19 protein-coding genes and 1 pseudogene are annotated in these 20669 nt (G+C 43.1%); 8 read left to right on the top strand and 12 right to left on the bottom strand.

Features of this window, described 5'->3' with window-relative positions:
- Nucleotides 1-8 precede the first annotated feature (8 nt).
- From dgoD to M1J35_RS01180, 8 genes and pseudogenes are all read right to left on the bottom strand, one after another.
- Nucleotides 9-1157: pseudogene (gene dgoD, locus M1J35_RS01145) on the bottom strand (galactonate dehydratase).
- Nucleotides 1138-2646, bottom strand: a complete 1509-nt coding sequence (locus tag M1J35_RS01150; protein WP_254652526.1) for a tripartite tricarboxylate transporter permease — start codon at nt 2644-2646, stop codon at nt 1138-1140. The pseudogene dgoD and the gene M1J35_RS01150 overlap by 20 nt, the downstream one beginning before the upstream one ends.
- A 14-nt stretch (nt 2647-2660) precedes the next feature.
- Nucleotides 2661-3083, bottom strand: coding sequence for a tripartite tricarboxylate transporter TctB family protein (locus M1J35_RS01155; RefSeq protein WP_254652527.1), 423 nt, complete (start codon nt 3081-3083; stop codon nt 2661-2663).
- 96 nt (nt 3084-3179) lie between these two features.
- Nucleotides 3180-4184 carry a tripartite tricarboxylate transporter substrate binding protein gene (locus M1J35_RS01160; RefSeq protein WP_254652528.1) on the bottom strand — a complete coding sequence of 335 codons (1005 nt, stop codon included), beginning with the start codon at nt 4182-4184 and terminating at the stop codon, nt 3180-3182.
- Nucleotides 4185-4227: 43 nt separating this feature from the next.
- A complete protein-coding gene (locus M1J35_RS01165) occupies nt 4228-5238 on the bottom strand; it encodes a 2-dehydro-3-deoxygalactonokinase (RefSeq protein WP_254652529.1) in 1011 nt (336 codons plus the stop codon).
- A gap of 16 nt (nt 5239-5254) precedes the next feature.
- Complete coding sequence (locus M1J35_RS01170) at nt 5255-5902, bottom strand: bifunctional 4-hydroxy-2-oxoglutarate aldolase/2-dehydro-3-deoxy-phosphogluconate aldolase (protein ID WP_254652530.1); 648 nt, start codon at nt 5900-5902, stop codon at nt 5255-5257.
- Nucleotides 5903-6078: 176 nt separating this feature from the next.
- Nucleotides 6079-6846 carry an IclR family transcriptional regulator gene (locus tag M1J35_RS01175; protein ID WP_254652531.1) on the bottom strand — a complete coding sequence of 256 codons (768 nt, stop codon included), beginning with the start codon at nt 6844-6846 and terminating at the stop codon, nt 6079-6081.
- 135 nt (nt 6847-6981) lie between these two features.
- The gene (locus tag M1J35_RS01180) at nt 6982-7875 is read right to left on the bottom strand and encodes a LysR family transcriptional regulator (protein WP_254652532.1); all 894 of its coding nucleotides are present in this window, start codon (nt 7873-7875) and stop codon (nt 6982-6984) included.
- A gap of 110 nt (nt 7876-7985) precedes the next feature.
- On the opposite strand from M1J35_RS01180, the gene M1J35_RS01185 reads away from it, so the two are divergent.
- Both M1J35_RS01185 and M1J35_RS01190 read left to right on the top strand, forming a co-directional pair.
- Nucleotides 7986-8732, top strand: a complete 747-nt coding sequence (locus tag M1J35_RS01185) for an SDR family NAD(P)-dependent oxidoreductase (RefSeq protein WP_254652533.1) — start codon at nt 7986-7988, stop codon at nt 8730-8732.
- Between the two features lie 302 nt (nt 8733-9034).
- Nucleotides 9035-9793: an SDR family oxidoreductase gene (locus M1J35_RS01190; RefSeq protein WP_254652534.1), complete on the top strand. Its 759-nt coding sequence runs from the start codon at nt 9035-9037 to the stop codon at nt 9791-9793.
- 192 nt (nt 9794-9985) lie between these two features.
- On the opposite strand, the gene M1J35_RS01195 is transcribed toward M1J35_RS01190, so the two are convergent.
- The 3 genes from M1J35_RS01195 to M1J35_RS01205 form a co-directional block, all read right to left on the bottom strand.
- Nucleotides 9986-10801: a TasA family protein gene (locus M1J35_RS01195; protein ID WP_254652535.1), complete on the bottom strand. Its 816-nt coding sequence runs from the start codon at nt 10799-10801 to the stop codon at nt 9986-9988.
- A 79-nt stretch (nt 10802-10880) separates the two neighbouring features.
- The gene (sipW, locus tag M1J35_RS01200) at nt 10881-11450 is read right to left on the bottom strand and encodes a signal peptidase I SipW (RefSeq protein ID WP_254653668.1); all 570 of its coding nucleotides are present in this window, start codon (nt 11448-11450) and stop codon (nt 10881-10883) included.
- Nucleotides 11451-11487: 37 nt separating this feature from the next.
- Nucleotides 11488-12411, bottom strand: a complete 924-nt coding sequence (locus tag M1J35_RS01205; protein ID WP_254652536.1) for a fibronectin type III domain-containing protein — start codon at nt 12409-12411, stop codon at nt 11488-11490.
- 385 nt (nt 12412-12796) lie between these two features.
- On the opposite strand from M1J35_RS01205, the gene M1J35_RS01210 reads away from it, so the two are divergent.
- Nucleotides 12797-13051: a hypothetical protein gene (locus tag M1J35_RS01210; protein WP_254652537.1), complete on the top strand. Its 255-nt coding sequence runs from the start codon at nt 12797-12799 to the stop codon at nt 13049-13051.
- 563 nt (nt 13052-13614) lie between these two features.
- Here the strand turns inward: M1J35_RS01210 and M1J35_RS01215 are convergent.
- Nucleotides 13615-15081, bottom strand: coding sequence for an ankyrin repeat domain-containing protein (locus tag M1J35_RS01215; protein WP_254652538.1), 1467 nt, complete (start codon nt 15079-15081; stop codon nt 13615-13617).
- A 162-nt stretch (nt 15082-15243) separates the two neighbouring features.
- Between M1J35_RS01215 and M1J35_RS01220 the strand changes: the two genes are divergently transcribed.
- From M1J35_RS01220 to M1J35_RS01240, 5 genes are all read left to right on the top strand, one after another.
- Nucleotides 15244-15996, top strand: a complete 753-nt coding sequence (locus tag M1J35_RS01220) for a sensor histidine kinase (RefSeq protein ID WP_254652539.1) — start codon at nt 15244-15246, stop codon at nt 15994-15996.
- Nucleotides 15993-16697, top strand: a complete 705-nt coding sequence (locus M1J35_RS01225; RefSeq protein WP_254652540.1) for a response regulator transcription factor — start codon at nt 15993-15995, stop codon at nt 16695-16697. Before M1J35_RS01220 ends, M1J35_RS01225 begins: the two co-directional genes overlap by 4 nt.
- Nucleotides 16690-18006 (top strand): hypothetical protein, encoded by a 1317-nt coding sequence (locus M1J35_RS01230; protein WP_254652541.1) that lies wholly within the window; start codon nt 16690-16692, stop codon nt 18004-18006. The genes M1J35_RS01225 and M1J35_RS01230 overlap by 8 nt, the downstream gene beginning before the upstream one ends.
- Nucleotides 18007-18109: 103 nt before the next feature.
- Complete coding sequence (locus tag M1J35_RS01235; RefSeq protein ID WP_254652542.1) at nt 18110-19027, top strand: acetamidase/formamidase family protein; 918 nt, start codon at nt 18110-18112, stop codon at nt 19025-19027.
- A gap of 3 nt (nt 19028-19030) precedes the next feature.
- Entirely contained in the window at nt 19031-20392 is a 1362-nt protein-coding gene (locus tag M1J35_RS01240; RefSeq protein ID WP_254652543.1) for an APC family permease, read from the top strand.
- Nucleotides 20393-20669 lie beyond the last annotated feature (277 nt).

Below are 20669 nucleotides of genomic sequence, written 5' to 3' on the forward strand. Positions count from 1 at the left end.
CTCCCACATTACCATTCTGCGATACTTCCATCTTTATGTCTCCACACAGGGTTTTTCCAGTTATGACCGATTTCAGCCTGTTTCCGGATAAACTCTTCATTGACTTCGATTCCCAAGCCTGGGCCTTCTGGTATCTTGACATACCCATCCTTGTATTCAAAAACGGAGGGATCCATGACATAATCCAATAAATCGCTTCCCTGATTATAGTGAATGCCTAGACTCTGTTCCTGTATAAACGCATTATGGGATGTGGCATCAACCTGCAGGCAGGCAGCCAGAGCGATCGGTCCAAGCGGACAATGAGGGGCAAGGGCCACATCAAAGGCTTCTGCCATGGACGCAATCTTTTTACATTCTGTGATTCCCCCGGCATGAGACAGGTCAGGTTGAATGATATCGACATATCCATCCGTCAGGACCTTTTTGAAGTCCCACCTGGAGAACATTCTTTCACCTGTGGCGATGGGAATCGACGTATGAGCGGCAATTTCACGCAGGGCCTCATTATTCTCGGGCAACACAGGTTCTTCTATGAACATAGGACGAAAGGCTTCCAGTTCTTTGGCCAGAATCTTAGCCATCGGCTTATGAACCCGTCCGTGAAAATCAATGCCTATTCCGATATAATCTCCAACTGCTTCTCTTACAGCAGCGATCCTGGCAACGGCTTGATCAATCTTTTCATAGGAGTCGATATACTGCAGCTCTTCCGTTCCGTTCATCTTCACGGCAGTAAAACCCGCATTTACGACCTGTTTGGCCGCACTCCCTACGTCAGAAGGACGATCTCCCCCAATCCAGGAATAAACCTTAATTGAATCACGACAGGCACCGCCAAGCAGATCATAGACAGGAGCATTATAGAATTTCCCTTTGATGTCCCATAGTGCCTGATCGATTCCGGCAATGGCACTCATGTGAATGGGGCCCCCTCGATAGAAGCCGGATCGATACATCATATTCCAATGGTCCTCGATTCTCATGGGGTCTTTCCCAATCAGGTTTTCCATCATTTCTTCCACGCATGCTTTCACTGAATGTGCCTTGCCTTAAATGACCGGCTCTCCCCACCCAACGAGTCCTTCATCTGTTTCGATCTTCAGAAACAGCCAGCGTGGGGGCACTTGAAATAACTCAAAGCTTGTAATTTTCATCATGCATCCTCCCGTTCCTTCTGCCCTTCATCACTTTACCCACTAATGGGGAGAATAAAGTGGCAATGGCCAAGCCGATTAGTACTGCCGTAATCGGTCTCGTATAAAATATATCAAGATTTCCCTGTGACATTAACAACGAACGCCTTAAATTACTTTCTAACATCGGCCCGAGAATTAATCCTAAAATAATAGGAGAGGCTGGGAACCCATATCTCTGGAGAAAATATCCTGCCACTCCCGCTATAAACATGACTAAAACATCAAAATAGTTGTTCCCCAATGAATAGGCACCCAGCACGCACAGTACCAGGATGATCGGAGTCAGGATCGTTTTAGGGATCAAGAGGACTTTGGTGAAAAGTCTGATTCCGGCCAATCCGAATACAAGGAGTAACAGGTTCGCAAGTAACATGCCGACAAATAGTGTATAGACTAAAGGACCGTTTGCTTCAAATAACATTGGCCCCGGCTGCAGCCCCTGAACCATCAAAGCCCCGAGGAGGACTGCCGTCACGGCATCACCAGGGATACCCAATGTTAACAACGGAATCATGGCACCGCCAGTCACACTATTGTTGGCAGCTTCCGGCGCAGCAACCCCCTTCATCGATCCTTTTCCGAACTCTTCTTTATTCTTAGAGAACCTTTTCGCTTCATTATAAGCAACAAAAGCAGTTATATCTCCCCCCGCTCCCGGGATCATCCCGATGAACGTACCGATACCAGCTGATCGAAGGATAGTCCCAATGAGTGTTCTGAACTCATGCCACTTCAATTTCACTTTCTCAACCATGATGGCCTTCTGGTTGGTTGAAAATATTGTTTCCATTGACTTAAATGCTTCTGAAGCAGCGAATAACCCAATCATCACGGCAATTAAATTGACCCCACTGCTCAGGTTAAGGTTATCGAATGTAAAACGGGGGAACCCTCCCATCGGATCCAACCCGATTGTTGAGATGAGCAATCCGATAAACCCAGAAATCAACCCTTTTATCAACGACTTTCCCGCTATACTGGAAATGATCGATAACCCGAATAACGCAAGGGCAAACGATTCCGGCGCACTGAACTTCAACGCGAATTCCGCCAGCTGCGGAGCCACCACAATTAGGACAATCACACTGATAACCCCACCGATTGTCGAAGCAAGGGTTGAGATCGTTAAAGCTTTATGCGCCAACCCCTTCTTGGCCATTGGATACCCATCAATGGCAGTAGCAGCAGACGCCGGGGTGCCAGGTGTGTTGATCAAGATCGCCGTTAATGATCCCCCATATACAGATCCAAAATACACTCCTATTAATAGAAGGATCCCGGTTACCGGATCCATTCCAAACGTGACGGGAAGAATCAGGGCGACTCCCATGGTTGCCGTCAAGCCTGGAAGAGAACCGATACAGATTCCGACAACAGTACCCGTCACTAAGAAAAGAAGTACCTGCCACTGAAAAACATTGACTAAACCGTCCATAAATAAGCTCATCTAATCCCCCTCCCTTATGTAAACAATGTCCCGAGTGGAAGGGACACGCTTAAGAATTTCTCAAAGAATATATATATAAAAGCAATGGTACCTAGAGGAACAGCTGCTAAAGTATAGAGACTTTTCACTTTAGTGAATAAGAGGAAGCTGACTATGACAGCTGCGGTTGAAAGATAGAAGCCTACATATGGAATCAAGATTAAATAAACGGCCACCATGGCCATAGCTGCAACTGCATATAACATCGCAGCTTCTTTCTTTTCTTCCTTCGCTTTTGACATGACTTCTTTCACTATCAAAATCAAACTTAGCAAAATAAGAAACCCACAATATATTTTCGGCATGAAATCCGGCCCCGTTTCCTGCATCTGATTCTGCGGAAACGCTTGGGACATCGAATAAAAATACGCTGAAATTCCAATGATAATGACGCTCATGATTACAGTAGGTACTCGCAAAATATTCACTCCTTCAATCTTGCCTCAAGATAAACAACAGGAAAGATTGGGGCATAAAACCCCAACCTTTATCTATCATCCATTCAGATCAAGTTCTTTGATCATCTCTCCAAAGAATGTATCATTTTCTTTCATGAATTCTTTGAATTCAGATGAACTTTTTATTGAAACTCCAAGTCCATTGGATTTCATAAAGTCAATGAACTCCTTCTCTTCTGCACCTTTCATAAAGGCCTCTTCCAATACTTTCACTACTTCATCAGGTGTGTCCTTCGGTACCGTCAACCCTCTCCAGGTTGCAATGGTATTCATATCGAACCCTTCCTCTTTAAAGGTTGGGACATCGGGTACGATGTCTGAACGATCGTCGGACATGACGGCAAGCGTCTTCACATTACCTGCTTCCAATTGGGATTTCACTTCTGCAGGACTGACAGTAACAGCATCAACATGGCCGCCTACCAGAGCTGTCACGGCTGGAGCCGCTCCCTCAAAAGGAATATGGTTTAACTCAATATCGGCATTTTTCTCCAGGCTTTCGGCAGCAATATGCCAGATGGAGCCTGTCCCTGCGTTGCCCACTTTGACTTTACCTGGATGTTTCTTGGCATAGGCGACAAATTCTTCGACCGTATCATACGGTGCATCTGCCGGTACAGTAAGAGCCGCCGGGTCAAGGTTAACTAACCCGATTGGTTTGAACTCTTCATAAGATAACGGTGAAAGTCCTAAATGATCCAGCATCGTCAATTCAACAAATACCATTGATACGGTATACCCGTCCGGCTTGGCATTCGCTCCTTCTGTCATTCCTACCGCTCCGCTTCCACCTGGCTTATTGACCACTCCAATGGATTGACCCAAATGTTCTTCGGTAGCTGAAGCCAAGGCCCGTGCAGTAGAATCGGTACCACCACCGGCAGAAGAAGGAACGATTAACGTAATCGGTTTCTTGGGAAAATCAGAAGCATCTCCAGACGATTCGTTCGAAGATGATTGTGAAGTAGATCCACATCCTGCGACAGTCAACACTAAACTTAATAAGATGAATACCCCTATCATTCGTTTGAACAGATTCATATATATGTCCCCCTTATACTTTTTTATAAGCGCTTTCAAACATTCATAAATTAATAGCCAAATATCTTGAGGCGATTTCCTGTGCTCCCAATACAACAGAGCCTTCCACCTGTTCGTCCGTTGCCTCCAGGATTTCTCTTTCTGGATATGAATGGCGTAGTAAGAAGGTAAACGCTTTCCTAAGCGGATACGAACCTCCCACAATCATCCAATTTGTCGGAACGGAATCAAGCGTAGAGCCTAAAGCTTTTATATCATGAAACAAGACGGCTCCCACAAGATAATTTGCCCTCTCATTCTCATTCAGTTTCGTAAACAGTTGCAGTAACCGGATTTGATAGAAGCTTCGTGTTAACCCCACTTTGCCTGCTGCCTCGTATCCCTGAAGGAGCAAGTCATAGTCCAGCGATTCGATTAACACCTCACTTAAGGAGTTTGATAGAATCGTCTCTTTTTGGATGGCGTGCAATACTTCGCCTCCTAAAGTAGAGAGGCATGATCCAATCCGTCGATCCTCCAAGACCTCCACAAACTTTGTGTGAGATCCGGGCAGGACCATCACACCTCTTCCTGAAACCTGAAATTGCTCCAACAGCCCAAATGTTTCTACTTCTTCCCCTCTCATCACATCAAACCCATTAATATGATGGTGAGGTTCTTCTTCCGTAACTTCCGGTGTGTTTTTTAACCCCGGAACCAATATGCAAGGAATCCCTCCAAATTCATCTGCACCATTTACCACCTTCGAATGCTGAACGAAATCATTCAAACTTGCAGGTCCCGGTATATGAGGAACTTCAGCCAGACCGAGATTAGAAGTAATCATTCCGGATGCCACGATATACCGGATATCGCCATCAGATAAATCATTCTGCTGTAAAATTTCGTGAATCCCTTCCTGTATGGCCGTTTTCAACTGAGCATTATTCCCGTCGATCGCCGTGTTACGGACACCTACTCGTTTCTTTACGACAGCCTTGACTGTTCTTTCCTTTTCATCAACCAGTCTTATTCTTGAATTAGTTGTTCCAGAATCAATTAGAATCACATTCATATCAGCACCACTTTTTTCATACTTTATTCGTTGTAGCTTCTTGCTGGATTTGTACAAACCTTCTTGCCCGCTCCTCGATCTCAGCGAAATCACCGGATAGGATGAGGCGTTCATCTACTAATGAGCTGCCAATACCCAGGCCAACGGCTCCCGCCTCAATATACGAAAGGGCATTATCGAGTCCGATCCCGCCGACTGCCATACATTTCAACTGGGGAAGAGGGCCGTGCAGATCACGAATATAGGATGGACCAAATGTCCGGGCCGGGAATATCTTGACCATGCTTGCACCGTATTCATATGCAGTAAGAGCCTCCGTTGGGCTTAATACTCCTGGTATCACGTCAACGTCATAACGACGCCCCATCTCGATTGTCTCTTTCTTTAAGGTGGGGGTCAGAAGGAAATCGGCTCCTGCCAGTATGGCACTTCTCGCTGTCTCTGGATCCAAAACGGTACCTGCCCCGACTACCATATCAGGAAATGCTTCTTTCACTCTTTCAATCCCTCGTAAAGCACCTGGTGAATTCATGGTGATTTCCACTATCCGTATCCCGCCTTTAAATAGACTGTTCACGACAGATTCAACTTCATCTGTTGAGGTTATGCGAATAATAGCCACTAATTGGTGTTGCTCTATCCATTGAATTACTTGACTGGACAATCATTTCCACCTCCTTATCACCTTGTTCCTCATTAAGGAACACCATTCCATTTAAACTTTATAAAATATTCGTTCCGCAATAAGGAACGATATTCCATAAATGATTTATTTGTTTAAATTATAAACAAAGGTGGAAAGCGCTGTCAATTTAATTTTTTGAAAAATTGAAAAACACATCAGACCCTGGCTCCCAGCAGGCGAGATATTTCCGTTGAAGCGTGAAGAACTTCTTCGGCCATTCTCTCAAGCTTATCATCCGTTACTCTCATAATCGGACCTGCTACACTGATCCCTGCCACTACTTCTCCATTATGGTTAAAAATCGGTGCAGCCGCACACTTGATTCCCATTTCATGCTCTTCATCATCAATGGAAAAGCCACGGTCCCGTATCAAATTTAAATTCTGAAGTAAGTCATCCCGATTCGATAACGTTTTTTCGGTGAATTTGTGTAACCCTTTTGTACTGATAATATCCTCTACCTGCTGCTCTGGTAGAAATGCCAGAATCGCCTTCCCTACTCCCGTACAATGCATAGGTGCTCGCTTTCCAACCTTGGAAAACATTCGTATCGTCTGGGAACTCTCAATCTTATCTATATACACAATCTCCTGTTGATCGAGTATGACCAAGTGAGCAGTTTCCTCCATCGTTTCAGCCAGCTTATGTAAATAAGGGGATGCCAATTGACGCACATCTAAATTCTCCGATACAACCTGTCCATACTCAATCAACTTCAAACCCAAGGAATATTTATCATTTTCCTTATTTTGCTGAACGAAGTCTTTCTTCAATAAAGACATTAACAATCGATGAACCGTACTCTTAGATACGTCCAAACGATTAGCCAACTCAGTCACCCCATAGCCTGTAGGATTCTCCTGTAAAATATCCAGAATCATCAAAGCCCGATCAACCGATTGCACTGACGTAACCTCTGCCATATAATCAACTCCTAAATAATATCTAGTATTAATTTCATCATACCACAGGAAGCAAGGGGATGGTTCTTCTGCTTCCATCCCCTCCGATGCAATTCCCTCAAAAAAGAAGCAAGAGAACCGTCCCCTTGCTTCCCCCTACAACTCCCTCCTCACCCTCTTCACAAACTCCTGCACCCTCCGCGATGGAACTTTATCCTTCCGCCTGATCCATGCCAGATGAAGTGGTTTACTCTCCGTCCCTTCTATCTCCACCGGAATGATCGGTTGATTCGTATATGGCGCACGGGTCCGGAACGAGTAATCCATCCCAAGAGTCACGGCCACCCCGCTTTGCACCGCCCTCTTAATCGCTTCGGTATTATTCGTGGTAAAAAGAATATCGATGGGTCCAAACGGTGACAAAGTATCGTGGGCAAATTGTTTTATATAGTCATCGTTATACAGAACGAAAGTCTCCCCAACGAGCTGCTGTGGTGAGAGTTGGTCGAATGCGGCCAACGGTGAATGTTCATGGACGCCCGCCACCATCTTTCCCTCCAGGAGCTCTTCAGCCACCAGTTCGTGATGTTGAACTGCGAACGTCTCAGCGGTCAAAATCAGCCCGATATCCAGTTCGTTATTCTCCACGCCATCGACAATTTTCACCGGCCCCATTTCATGTATTTCCACCTTCACATTCGGGTAATCGGTTTTATACGCCGATACCATATCAATCAGTAGGTTGATGGGTCCGGGGATCATGCCGATTTTCAGTTCCCCTGTCAGGGTATCCGAGCACCGGTTCGCTTCTTCCTTCAATTCGCCAATCGCCGCCAGCACTTTTTCCGCTTTCTCGATGATGTTTTTCCCCTCTGCTGTCAACGCAGTCCCTTGCCGATTGCGGGTGAAAATCTGCACTCCCAGTTCCTGTTCCAGCTTGCTGATGGACTGACTCACGGCCGACGCACTCACATGCATATGATCCGCCGCTTTCGTAATCGCCCCTGCCCTTGCCACCTCTGCCACATGCTCCAACTGTTCAATATTCAAGGTCCGCCCTCCTTAAGTAATGCTTAATTAAATATTAGTTTTATTAAATTATAATAAATTTATGTGAATGTTAAAATTAATTTAGATGTAAAAATAAGGAGGAATTACACATGACGAAAAGAGTAGCAGTCATTACGGGCGGAGCAAGCGGTATCGGTAGAGAAACCTCTCTGAAGTTTGCTAAAAAAGGAGACCGGGTTGTCGTCGCAGACTTTAATGAAGAATTGGGGAATGAAACGGTCGAGATGATCCGTTCCACGGGCGCCGAAGCCATCTTCATCAAAACGGACGTGTCCAACCACGAAGACGTAACCAGCTTAGTAGAGAAAACCGTTGAAGAATACGGAAGAATCGATATCATGTTCAACAATGCCGGAATCGGGTCACCTACACCTGTACTGGATATGAACATGGAAGCTTATCATAAAATCATCGATATTAACCAGCACGGTGTGGCATACGGTATTATCGCAGCAGCTAAGAAGATGAAGGAACTGAACATCAAAGGGGTCATCATCAACACCACCTCCGTATTCGGGGTCCTCGCATCACCGAACACATTCGCCTACCACGCCACAAAAGGAGCCGTCAACATGATGACGAAATCAGCGGCACTCGAACTGGCACCATACGGAATCCGCGTCGTCGGGATCGCACCCGGAATCGTGGACACCCCGATCATCCAGGGCTATAAAGACCACGGCATCATCGATTCCATGAAAGCGAAAGTCATGGGGAATAAACTCACCCAGCCTAAACAACTGGCCAATGCCGTATATCTTCTCTCATTGGAAGAAGCAGATGCCATTAACGGCAGCGTCGTAATGGCGGATGAAGGGTATGCTTCGTTTAAATAAGAAGCAGGGGGACGGTTCTTCTGCTTCCCCCAAAATAAAAAGGAAGCAAGAGAACCGTCCCCTTGCTTCCTTCCCTAACTCTTCCGATACTTATCCTCAATGATCATATAATTTTCATGATTGATCTTATCCCACTCGGTCTTCTTATAGTTAAGTCCTTTGAGTATGTAATTGATCCGTTCAGGGTCATATTATTTGTAGTATACGGATTTGGCCCAAGCCTTCATTCATGAGAACCGCCCCCATGCTTCCCAATAGAATGACAATATGAAAAAATAGACATTAGAAAGGGAGGGATACATATGAAGAATCTATTTGATCTAACCGGAAAAGTAGCCGCCATCACGGGAGCAACTCGAGGCATCGGACGCTCCATGGCAATCGCCCTGGCAGAAGCCGGAGCAGATATTGCCCTGCTTCAAAGAAATCCGGACCAAACGGAGGTGAAGGAAGAAATTGAACAGTTCGGTAGAAAATGCTCAATTATACCATGTGACCTCCAAAAGATAGAAGAAGTGAAATCGGCTATTCCCGGAGTGATTTCGACGTTCGGAAAGATTGATATTCTAGTAAACAATGCCGGTATTCAACGCCGGTCGCCTTCCGTTGATTTCCCTGAATCCGATTGGGATGATGTGCTGAATATCAATCTAAAAGTGGTCTGGCTATTATGTCAGGAGGCAGGTCGTCACATGGTGGCACAAGGAGGAGGCAAAATCATCAACACCGCTTCCCTTCTCTCTTACCAAGGAGGATTCACCGTTCCAGCGTATGCGGCAGCCAAAGGCGGTGTGGCACAACTGACAAAAGCCCTCTCAAATGAATGGGCAAAAGAGGGTGTAAACGTTAACGCGATCGTTCCAGGTTATATCGCTACGGACATGAATACAGCATTAATCGACGATCCCATCAGAAGCAAACAGATCCTTGATCGGATTCCAGCCGATCGATGGGGAAATCCTGATGACTTTAAGGGGACCGTTGTTTATTTAGCTTCGGGAGCTTCGAAATATGTTCATGGGCATTTGTTGGCTGTTGATGGGGGTTGGCTTGGGAGGTAGTACACTATTGGGAGGCTAGAGCGTTGCCAGTACACCTCTATCCGCTCCTCTTCCCTTTCTCCCATTAAATAAAATCGGACCCGCCTCCGATTAACCTATCTCTCAACATAAATAAAAAATTGAAGCAAGGGATCAACCTTCCCACTCGCTTCAATTTTTAAGTATTCATTATATAATTATATTATTTCACTATTAGTCATTTACTTCCTGACTTTGTTTTGGTGTACCTTCAGTTACTGGATTTGGCATAGTAGAACCGTCTGCTGATCCTTGAACATCATTATTGACTGCTCCATTTTTATTATGAGAATCAACATTTACACCATCCCATTGTGTTGCTTCAAGGTTAAAGAAGAAATCAATCTTATCTCCTTGGAATTTATTTTGATCATAATTCTTTCCATCAGTTTTTGTCGGGTCATCTTTAAATGTAATTTGAATAAATACTTCATCACTATCTGTTGGGTTGACCGGAATACCTCTATATTGATTATCTGCGACTGTGAGAGGGGCTAAGTTAATCTTATTTCCTGCACCTAAATAATCTGCTTTAACTTTATTTACATAATTGCCATCAACCAAATCTGCTAAAGTTAGTTTTTGTCCTGCTTGAGTTACCTTTGCCCGCGGCTCCCAGTTTGTAGATTCTGAATCCACTTGCATGAAATCAATTTCAAATTGTGATAAGTATTCAGCTTGAGTTGACGTCAATGTACCATCCACAAAATTAGTAGCAGTTGTGTCAAGGAGAACTTCTTTTATTGCTAATGATCCTTTGTTATTCAGCTTGAAAATTCTTTGTACATTATCTCCTGGCTTCATATTACTAAGGTCAAAACTAATTGGTTTATTTGAGCTCTTCCCTACTTCCAAATCCAAAGTCCCCGCAGCAAAATGGTTATTAATAGTAGCCGTGTCATTAAATGCAGCCCAAGTTCCGCCACCTACTAAAGATATCCCTAATGCAGCCGAAGCTACTCCTAAACCTAATTTCTTTTTGATTGTCATTTGTATTTCCTCCTTGTTTTCCCCTCATTTTGAGGTATGTAGTTTTTATATTGAATCCTTAATTAGATAAGGAGATCAATCACGCAGTTTTCTTTGTATCTGAAGCAATTTGGCCTTTATCAATTTCCCGTAAGGCCGTAATGATGGTGTAAATAGAATAGAAGATTAATAGTATGCCAGGAACAATTAACAGAATGGCCGTACCTTTATTTGATTTTGCGAAATCTATGAAATATCCCAAATAAGGAATAGAGTATCCTGTGTACTTAGCAATGACGTTTTGGGCTAACACGGGTTGAGTATCCACATCTTCGTTGTTGTCCCCTTTTGTCTGAATCATGGTATTGTCACCATTTTTGATCACGTCCATAATCCTATGGGTAACAATTGTATTGTCTTGTTGTAGGAAGGTAACGACTTCCCCTTTCTTGAATGTGCTAGTATCCTCGACTGGTTTTACTGCAATGACCGACCCAGTCTTAAACGTCGGTTCCATTGATCCTGATAGGACCGTTTTCAATTGATAACCAAGGAATTGCGGCTCTCCACCAGAAGATTTTGATGATATCACCACAAAGACCATGAACAGAAAGACCATGAAGAGGAGGGCGGTGAGCACGTTACTGCAAATCTTCATTACTTTTTTTATTGTCATTTTAATCACCTTTCATTTGTATCTTCCCAATTTATTTTTCATTTACCGTTATTAAAGTACCAGGGGACTCATTACCACTTGAATCTACAGTTGTAAATTTATAGGTGATGGATTGATTTGGGTTTTGCGAGAGATTGACTGTTGAATCCGTTATATTTCCTTTTATTGATTTCGCATTTCCCTCTACGTATATATTTATATGAGTGAAATCCTGATCGAGTGGTTTAATCCAGGTGAGAACGATGTTATTACCCTTTCTGGTCCATTCGATTTTAGATACTTCAGAAGGAGGTTGTTGGTCTACTACTTGTTCAGTCGGTTGTTCTTCTTTTTCAGGTTCTGGCTCTTCATTTGATTCAGGCGGTGTTGCTGGTTGCTCTTCCTCTGTCGTTACCGGCTCATTTTGTGATTCCTGTTCCTCCTGGGCTTCAGAGGTAGTTACTTCTACTATCTCTTCAGATAATGATTTTCCAGATTTATCTATTGCTACTATTCTGTATGTGTATGTTGTAGCTGGCACTAAATCTTTTTCCTCAAACTGACCGTTCGTTATAGAATCCGTTATGATGTGATCGTCTCGAGAAACCCTGATGGAACTGAATTTATTATCTGTCGGATTACTCCAATTGAAACTGATGCTGTTACTTAATGCAGTTTTTGTTAAGTTGGTGATTTTTCGTTTATCAGAGCAAGCGGCATTCGTGTGATCTTCACAATCATCTTTGTTATGTCCCGGATTATCTGGATCTGTCCCTTCACCCGTATCTTCATCTCCTGATTCAGGCCCATTCCCGCCACCTGCATTATCTTTACAATGTGCATGCCAGTAGTCACTTCCATTTTTAGCTCCTTCACAAAAGTCTGCTGCAGCGGATAACGTTCCTGATATATTTTCAACATCATTGAAGGAGGCACCGGTGTAACTCGTAAAGTGAATAGCTCCAAACATAGCCATGTACCAGAGTGCAAGAAGCTGAATACATGTTATAAAACCCCTATTTTTCTTTCCGAATTTTTTTAATCGAGAGTATCTTATGGTTCTCCCTCCCCTTGTCTGTTCTTAAAAGAGAACATTTGGTTTTCACTCATTAACAACTTTTCAAAGATATTGACCAATAATACACTTCGAACTCGTTTGTTCTTTATTAAGAACTTATAATCTGAGTATAGGCTATTAGAATTAGTTTGAAAAACCTAAAAATCGGTTAATTTTCCGTTAAAAAGAACGATATTCATACGAAAACTACTTATATCTCACTTTTTCACATTAATTTGTTTTTTATAATGAACGAATTTATTGAGTAGATTTAACTAATGGGGGGATTCGTCTGATATACACTGTGTCCCAATCAATACCAAGTTTCTATGCGAGTGAGAAAGAACTTGAAGAAGAATTGATCAGAAGATTAGAAAAAAGATTCTCAAAAAATCGAGTTGAGTCCCAGTTATCTGTAAGCAGAATGGAATACACAGATGGAGGAGTAGTTAGAAAAAGAATAGTGGCTGCTAAACCTGATGTAGCTTCTTTCAATAATGAGTCTAATTTCCTGTACGAACTTAAGAAAGGGGAAAAGAATCAACACTGCCTCATTTAGATCAAGCTAATCGCCGGCATTGTCTTCCTCGTAGCAAGTGCACATTCTGATAAAGTAAAGGAGGAAGTTAAATCTGTAAATGAGGGGGAGACATTCGGTGCCATAGTTAATGGCGTTTATGGGCAGCAACGTTACCACATCGTGCTGGCGACATACGAGGAATTCAACGATATGCCAGTTAAGTTCCACGAGCTTCCAACCACCATTAAATCAAAAAGTGACAAGAAAAAGCTTTTGAGATTGATGGCTACATGGAGAAAAACGTGAAGAAAAAATCCTGAAAGACCGTGAAAAGGACCTTGAGGTTTCAATAAAGCAACTTTATAAGTATAGTTAATGTTTGCACGAGAAGCAAAGGCCTGTTCAGTTGCTTCCCATTTATCATCCTCTTTGATTCCTTATTTCATGAAACGGGTGTATGTAAAGTATGAAGGGGACGGGGCCCGGTCTACCTTGTAAAAAAAGTAGAGCAGAACCGTCCCCATTTAACTCTCGTTTCCCCAAATTCATATGATTCTTAGAAAGATGAGCCACAGGCCCCCTGGCTCCCCCGCGGCTCCCTATTAATATTCGTCGCTAATCGGACTGTTACAGGTCCCACATTCTTTTGGGTAGTTGTCCCATACAACCTTATTTTTATGTTGAGCTATTACTTTTGCATTTTCATGGGTCATTCCCCTTTGAATTGCTTCATTTTCAGTTGGAAAATGGGCGACAAATTGATTGTCTACGTACAAATCGGTGGGGATGTTATCCCATATAATCATGTTTGGAAAGAACACTTCAGAGTTTTCTAATGTTTGGGCATAGGCGATGGCTTCTTCTTCAGTATAAAAGTACCCTACATCCTGGTCATTAGACAAAACGCGATATTCAGGTCTGTCGTACCCCAACGCTTCTATCTCTTCTGGTAAAACGATTCCTTCTGATTGAGGAGAAGGTTCAACTGCGGTCGGGGAAATATCTTTCTCAGAAATAGCAGGTATGATTTTAGCTGTATCTTCCTCGATCATATTCACAATTTCCTTATACCCGTCTTCTTCTGCTATTTTCCTCGCAGTATAGCCTGCATTATTTTCCTTATCTATAGCTCCGTGCCTTAACAAACTCTCAACCAAGTCCGGGTTATTTCTAATTGAAGCTCTTAGCAAGGCTGTGTTGCCAGCATAATCAGGAGTGTTAGGGTCCAATCCTTTCTCAAGAAGCAACTCTATCATTTGATTTGCATCACTAAAGGCAAGTTCAATTAGTATCGGTAATTGATTAGTTCCTCTTATATCAGGATTATAGCCAGCCTGCAGAAAGACATTTACCAAACCATAATTTTCTTGGTATATAGCATGTAGAAATTCTTCCTCATTTAACAAGTCCAATTTTTCTAATACTTCACTTGCCTGAGTCCGTCCCTTAATATCTCCGGGAAGCTTTAGGCTCCTTAAGTGCTCGATCAATTTCAACTTATCCGAAAGATTGGCATGAGTCAGGACCGTAAAACCTAGTTGGTCTTTAATAGTGGGATCTGCTCCTCTCTCAACAAGAAAGTCATACATATCCATTAAATCTTGATCAGAGGTATCGACTGCATCGAACATTTGGAGCATAGGCGTTTCACCATCGTCATTTTTTATATTTAAATCAAAATTGTGGTCATAAATTGCCTCAATCGTATCAAACTCACCATACCTAACAGCAAGGTGTATAGGAGTTTCTCCGGAATTATTTTTGATTGTGGCATCAGCTCCTGAACTCAATAATAGCTCTGATAATACAGGCTTCTCGTACAAAGCAGCAAAATGCAGTGCCGTTTCTCCTTCATCATTTTTTTGGTTCACATTATAGTTATCTGCTAATATACCTTTGACCTTCTCTATGTCTCCCTTATAAATTGCTCCTTTCATTTCTTTCTCCATCTCGATAATGGGGGGGGCAACACTATCAACTGATAAAACCTCAAACACTTTATACCATATTGCTAGACACATAATACTTGTTAAGGCAATGACTGATAGAGATATCCATTTTTTCATCATTTCGAAATCCTTTATTTATATTGATTTTCATACTATAAATATATCGGAATTCTATTGGTTATATTTAGCGTATTAGGGAAAGCCGAGGGACCTGTCCCCTTGGCTCCTTTCTGAAAAAAGAGTAAGATAAATAGAAAAATAGACAGTCAGGATGAATCTATTATGATAAGTGCTTCAACCTTTTTCTCTATCATTATCTTCCTATGTCTGCTCATTCCAATCATTGCACTGGTCATTCTCAGTATTATTAAGCTGCTTGAAAAAGAGTTTGATTACTTGCAGATGGAGAATAAACAGATCCAGCTTCAGACTCAGCTGCATCAAATGGAATACCTGCAGCTCAGCCAGCAGATCCGCCCGCATTTTCTGTTTAACAGTTTGAATGCGATGATGTCTCTTGCCAGGCTGAATAGGAATGAAGATCTCATCCAATCAATGGAGAGGTTCTCTCTCTTTCTGAGGTATCAGAACCGGGAGAAGGGGTCTCTTATTCCTTTTGAAAGTGAATTGGAACATACAAAGAATTACTTGGCTATCCAACAGATGCGTTTTGGCAAGAAGCTCGAAGTGGAGTTCATGATGGATGAACGGGCACTGCCAACACATCTCCCTCCCTACACCCTGCAGACATTCGTTGAAAATGCCTTTAAGCACGGCATTGAAAATAAACGCGGTGAAAAACGGTTGAAAATTGAATTGCATCGGGAGGGGAACTGGGTCATCTTAAAGGTATTAGACAACGGAAACAGTGAAAATGAGCCACTCATAACGAACGGGGATGGAACAGGGTTGGAGAATATCCGCAAAAGGCTTGAATTACTATTTGAACTCCATACAGAAGTCTCAATAAAACGAAAGCCAGGCTGGACAGAAGTGAAAGCCATTTGGCCATATTCACCGGGGGAATCTCAATGAATCTATTAATAATCGATGATGAACCATTAGAGCTTGAACAGCTCACGTATTTGGTAAAAAAACAATATCCGAACTGGAACATATTCACGGCAGAGGATGCCGTTGAGGCGAAGCAGCTGGTGGAACAGTATTCTTTTCCGCTTGCTTTTGTCGATATCCAATTGCCCGGGGATTCCGGATTGGACTTTTGTGAATACTTGAGGGCACATGGTATAGACATCGAAGTCGTACTGATTACGGCTTATCAAGACTTCATCTATGCGAAACAGGCCATCCACCTGAATGTATTGGATTACCTTGTTAAACCGGTGATTGAAAAAGAACTGTTCAAGGTGATGGAGGATTTTTTACAAAAAAACACGTTCACAGAGACGAAATCCGCGCTGATCAACAAAGTACTGGAGATCGTCCGCGAAGATTACAATCAGAAGCTTCAGCTATCCGACCTGGCGACAAAGGTGTATGTGTCCCCTACTTATTTAAGCAAAAAATTCACTGAGACCCTTGGCATAAAATTCACAGATTACCTCAATCATTTCCGGATTCAGAAAGCGAAGCAGCTGATACTCGAAAACCCGGATTGGAGTCTGTTCAACATCGCTGAAATGGTCGGTTTTTCCTCTCAGCATCATTTCAGCAATTCATTCAAGAAAATAGAAGGCATCACTCCGAGCCAATTTAAGGAGACCTCTGATGATTGATTGGTATGTCCTACTATTCATTGCTTTTACACTCATCATCCTTCTCATCGACAAGGTTGGCAGATATCGCAGTGTCCATGAATTCACCAATCCCGAAAAAGAAGTCGGCTTAGCCGGTGGAACATACTCTTTGGTGATTCAATATATGACTGGGGCGACCGTTCTTTTCCCTTTGATTCTTACAGCAAAAGGTGGATTGTCAAGCTTCTTCATTTTCACCGGCTCCTCTCTTATCCTCTATTTATTAGTACGGAAATGGGTATTCAGCCCGGATAAGATGGAGGTCATTCTTCATGACCCGTTTCATTCTCCAGGTAAAATAAATGCTGCCACATTTTTGATATTTGGTTTTTCCAGTATGGGGAACATCCTGATTCAGACTTCGTTGATGATCATTCTGTTCCGGGATTTTTTTCATCAGCCCTCCTATTTGGGTGTGTTTTTATTTCTGATCTTTAGTTATGTATTATTTGGCTTAGGCGGAAAAATGGGCATCACACGAGTCGGCAGCCTGATTTTAATCGGGGTGTTATTCACCATGTCCTTCACCGTCCTAACGCTCTACTTAAGGACTGGAACAGAAGTTGTTTACCAGCGGTTCATGACACACTTCCAAGGAATATTCAGCGGAAGCATATTGGAGAACGGTTCTTACTTTTTAACGTTCCTATTTGTGATGGCGGGCCAAACCTTCACAAGTGTTTATTTCTGGGAATCGATTAAAACGATCAAACCCCATCACCGCTTATCAGCACTAAGGTATTCTTCCTTTTCCTGGACCGCCTTATTGCTGTCCTATACAGCTTTGACCGTGTACCTGCTTTCTCAAACTAAAACATCAACCTCTGTCCAACTGCTCGAGTCGATGATCCAGTCCAATACCATCATAACTCCTATTTTCATCTATACGGGTATTTCCATGCTCGCAGTCGGCACCGGGCATTCCCTCTATTCAATCGTCAGTCTGTTTCTACAACACACTCAAGCATCATCGTATCGAAAATTAAAAACAGGCTATTTGTTTGGAGTGTTGATGATCGTGCTTCTCGGATTGGCAGGTGTTCTTTTGGCGGGCTCCTTTGAAACATGGCTTCCTTACTTTATGTCCTTCTTTGCCTCGGCGTCTATCCCATTTTTTTATATTGTTATGAAGGGGCCATTCTCCCTGAAGCACTTTTCACTTACAGTCGGATTGATGAGTGTAGCGGGAATTGTCATCAATTTGACGGTAACAGAGGTGTATATGGTCGTACCCGTAACGGTCGCTCTCACATTCGTTCTACATACGCTGGTGACAAAATTTAAATAAGATTATGCAAAAATTGATTGAAATTTTGCAAACAACTACAGCGGGAAAAGTGTAACATTTTAATTATTCAGAATATATAAAATAAAATTCAGGAGGGATTTACATGACGGCACAGTTATCGACGCAAGTATTTGTTTATGCCATGGATAAAAACAATACACCAGCACTGACGGTGAAGTCCGGAACACAGGTCGAGATTGAGACTTTCGACTGCTTCCAAGATCAAATTCAGTCCGAGCGAACGACTTTTAACGCGATCGATTGGAATCAAATCAATCCCGCAACAGGGCCCGTTTATGTCGAGGGAGCACAGCCTGGGGACATTTTAAAAGTGACGATCGATGATATCGAATTAGGTAACCAGGGTGTCATGGTGGTTGGACCGGAGCTTGGTGTCATGGGGCATCGCTTGGAGAAGTTCGAAGTAAAGATCATTCCTGTAGAGGATGATAAAGCGATTTTTAATGACAAAATCGCGCTGCCGTTAAACCCTATGATTGGCGTTATTGGAGTAGCTCCAGAAGGTGAGGCTGTCAATAATGGCACTCCTGGAGCCCATGGCGGAAATATGGATACAAAGCTGATTACAACAGGAGCAACCCTTTACTTCCCTGTCTTCCATCCTGGTGCACTTTTCGCGCTTGGAGATCTGCATGCGGCAATGGGAGATGGAGAAGTCAGCGTGTCGGGCATTGAAATCCCCGCAAAGGTAAAGGTTACGCTTGAAGTCATCAAAGGTCACACCATATATTATCCCATTTTGGAAAACGAAGAAGGTGTAGCCACTCTCGTTTCTAAAGAACTGTTAGACGAAGCCGCTAATGTAGCTGTTGAGGAAATGATTGATTTGCTGCAGCCCCAGACAGATTTGTCTTTAGGTGAGTTCACCATGCTGATGAGTGCAGCGGGCCAGGCACAAATCAGCCAGATCGTGGACCCGCTGAAAACGGCACGATTCTTTGTGCCACGGTCGATCCTCGAAGCTTACAACATCCAACTCTTCAAGAAAGAGGTGGTATAATCCATGGCTGAACTCCAAACGAATCAACCCCAGTCCAATATGGGTTATAAACAGGAGTTAAAAAGATCCCTGACATTCTGGGATTTACTGATTTATGGACTGGTATTTATGGTGCCGATCGCTCCGTTCGGAATTTATGGCGCAGTGGCCCAGGGTTCCAACGGGATGGTGGCTCTCGCCTACCTCATCGGGATGGTCGGGATGATCTTCACCGCACTAAGCTATGCCAGAATGTCCGAGGCCTTTCCGATCGCAGGATCCGTCTATGCCTATGCACAGCGGGGCATCAATGATTCTGTAGGTTTTATTGCCGGCTGGCTTATATTGCTCGATTACATTTTCGTACCTGCCCTTCTTTATCTGGTCAGTGCCGCGGCCTTGCATGATATCGTTCCAACGATTCCATTACTCGTTTGGCTGGTGATTTTCATCGCAATCAATACACTCGTCAACGTATTGGGAATCGAGTTCACCGCGAAAGCAAATAAGATCATTGTTGTCGCGGAACTCATTGTTTTAGTGATATTCGTAGCTGTCGGTATTTTTGCCATCATCAAGGGAGTGAACGGAGCTGAGTTCACTTGGAAACCTTTATATGATGCCGATCATTTCAGCATGGGTACCGTTATGGGTGCAGTATCCATCGCCGTCCTTAGCTTTTTAGGATTTGATGCGATTTCAACATTGGCGGAAGAATCAAAAGGCGGAAGTAAAGCCATTGGTAGGGCTATCATTTTCTCTTTACTTGTCGTTGGAGTCCTGTTCATCATTCAGACTTGGGTAGCTGCATTGATCTGGCCCGATTACACAAGCTTCGAAAACGCGGATGTGGCATTCTATCAGATTGCTGAAATTGCCGGCGGTCCTTGGTTGAAGTGGATGACAATCATCGCAACTGCAGTTGCCTGGGGAATTGCCGACGCACTCGTGGCACAGGCAGCCATATCACGAATCCTGTACAGCATGGCCCGGGATCGCAAGCTGCCAAAGGTCCTGTCAAAAGTACACCCGAAATTCAAGACACCTTATGTCAGCACCCTTCTGGTTGCCGTTGTGTCACTGCTTGTAACAGCATTCTTCGCATCACAAATAGGTGCACTGGCATCAGTGGTCAACTTCGGGGCATTATCGGCATTCTTGTTCCTTCACGCATCTGTGGTCATATACTTTATTAAAAAGCAAAAGAGCAAGCAGTATTTTAAACATCTGGTACTTCCGCTGATCGGTTTTATCATCATCGGTTATGTATGGTTTTCTCTTGATCCCCTTTCCAAACAGCTGGGATTCATCTGGCTCGGGATTGGAATTCTCTACCTGATCCTCTTGAAAGTATTCAAAAAAGATACATCGCTTGATCTGGAATAAATAATATTTTTAAATGCCTGCAGAGAAAGGAGCCCCTGGATCTGCAGTTTTTTTATATGTGACCGTATTCCATGCTTCTCCCCTAGGCTCCCTATTAATTACACTTTTCTGAATAAAACTACTTCTTACTTCCCAACAACTTTTTACAATAACTTTCAATTATGGTGTTATAATCAATTTTTGGCACATGAATCAAAAGTCTTACATAATAGCATTTTAATGGAATTACTTAGAGTCTTAAGGCTTTGCAGAAATATTATTATACTTAGAATATCAC

This window comes from Rossellomorea sp. KS-H15a (assembly GCF_024195245.1).
Classification (GTDB): Bacteria; Bacillota; Bacilli; order Bacillales; family Bacillaceae_B; genus Rossellomorea; species Rossellomorea vietnamensis.

Bases quoted from the DNA above. Each gene is read 5' to 3' on its own strand.
- M1J35_RS01150 (WP_254652526.1), bottom strand. From the start codon at position 2,646: ATGAGCTTATTTATGGACGGTTTAGTCAATGTTTTTCAGTGGCAGGTA.
- M1J35_RS01155 (WP_254652527.1), bottom strand. From the start codon at position 3,083: ATGAGCGTCATTATCATTGGAATTTCAGCGTATTTTTATTCGATGTCC.
- M1J35_RS01160 (WP_254652528.1), bottom strand. From the start codon at position 4,184: ATGAATCTGTTCAAACGAATGATAGGGGTATTCATCTTATTAAGTTTA.
- M1J35_RS01165 (WP_254652529.1), bottom strand. From the start codon at position 5,238: ATGAATGTGATTCTAATTGATTCTGGAACAACTAATTCAAGAATAAGA.
- M1J35_RS01175 (WP_254652531.1), bottom strand. From the start codon at position 6,846: ATGGCAGAGGTTACGTCAGTGCAATCGGTTGATCGGGCTTTGATGATT.
- M1J35_RS01185 (WP_254652533.1), top strand. From the start codon at position 7,986: ATGACGAAAAGAGTAGCAGTCATTACGGGCGGAGCAAGCGGTATCGGT.
- M1J35_RS01190 (WP_254652534.1), top strand. From the start codon at position 9,035: ATGAAGAATCTATTTGATCTAACCGGAAAAGTAGCCGCCATCACGGGA.
- M1J35_RS01195 (WP_254652535.1), bottom strand. From the start codon at position 10,801: ATGACAATCAAAAAGAAATTAGGTTTAGGAGTAGCTTCGGCTGCATTA.
- M1J35_RS01205 (WP_254652536.1), bottom strand. From the start codon at position 12,411: ATGGCTATGTTTGGAGCTATTCACTTTACGAGTTACACCGGTGCCTCC.
- M1J35_RS01215 (WP_254652538.1), bottom strand. From the start codon at position 15,081: ATGATGAAAAAATGGATATCTCTATCAGTCATTGCCTTAACAAGTATT.
- M1J35_RS01220 (WP_254652539.1), top strand. From the start codon at position 15,244: ATGATAAGTGCTTCAACCTTTTTCTCTATCATTATCTTCCTATGTCTG.
- M1J35_RS01225 (WP_254652540.1), top strand. From the start codon at position 15,993: ATGAATCTATTAATAATCGATGATGAACCATTAGAGCTTGAACAGCTC.
- M1J35_RS01230 (WP_254652541.1), top strand. From the start codon at position 16,690: ATGATTGATTGGTATGTCCTACTATTCATTGCTTTTACACTCATCATC.
- M1J35_RS01235 (WP_254652542.1), top strand. From the start codon at position 18,110: ATGACGGCACAGTTATCGACGCAAGTATTTGTTTATGCCATGGATAAA.
- M1J35_RS01240 (WP_254652543.1), top strand. From the start codon at position 19,031: ATGGCTGAACTCCAAACGAATCAACCCCAGTCCAATATGGGTTATAAA.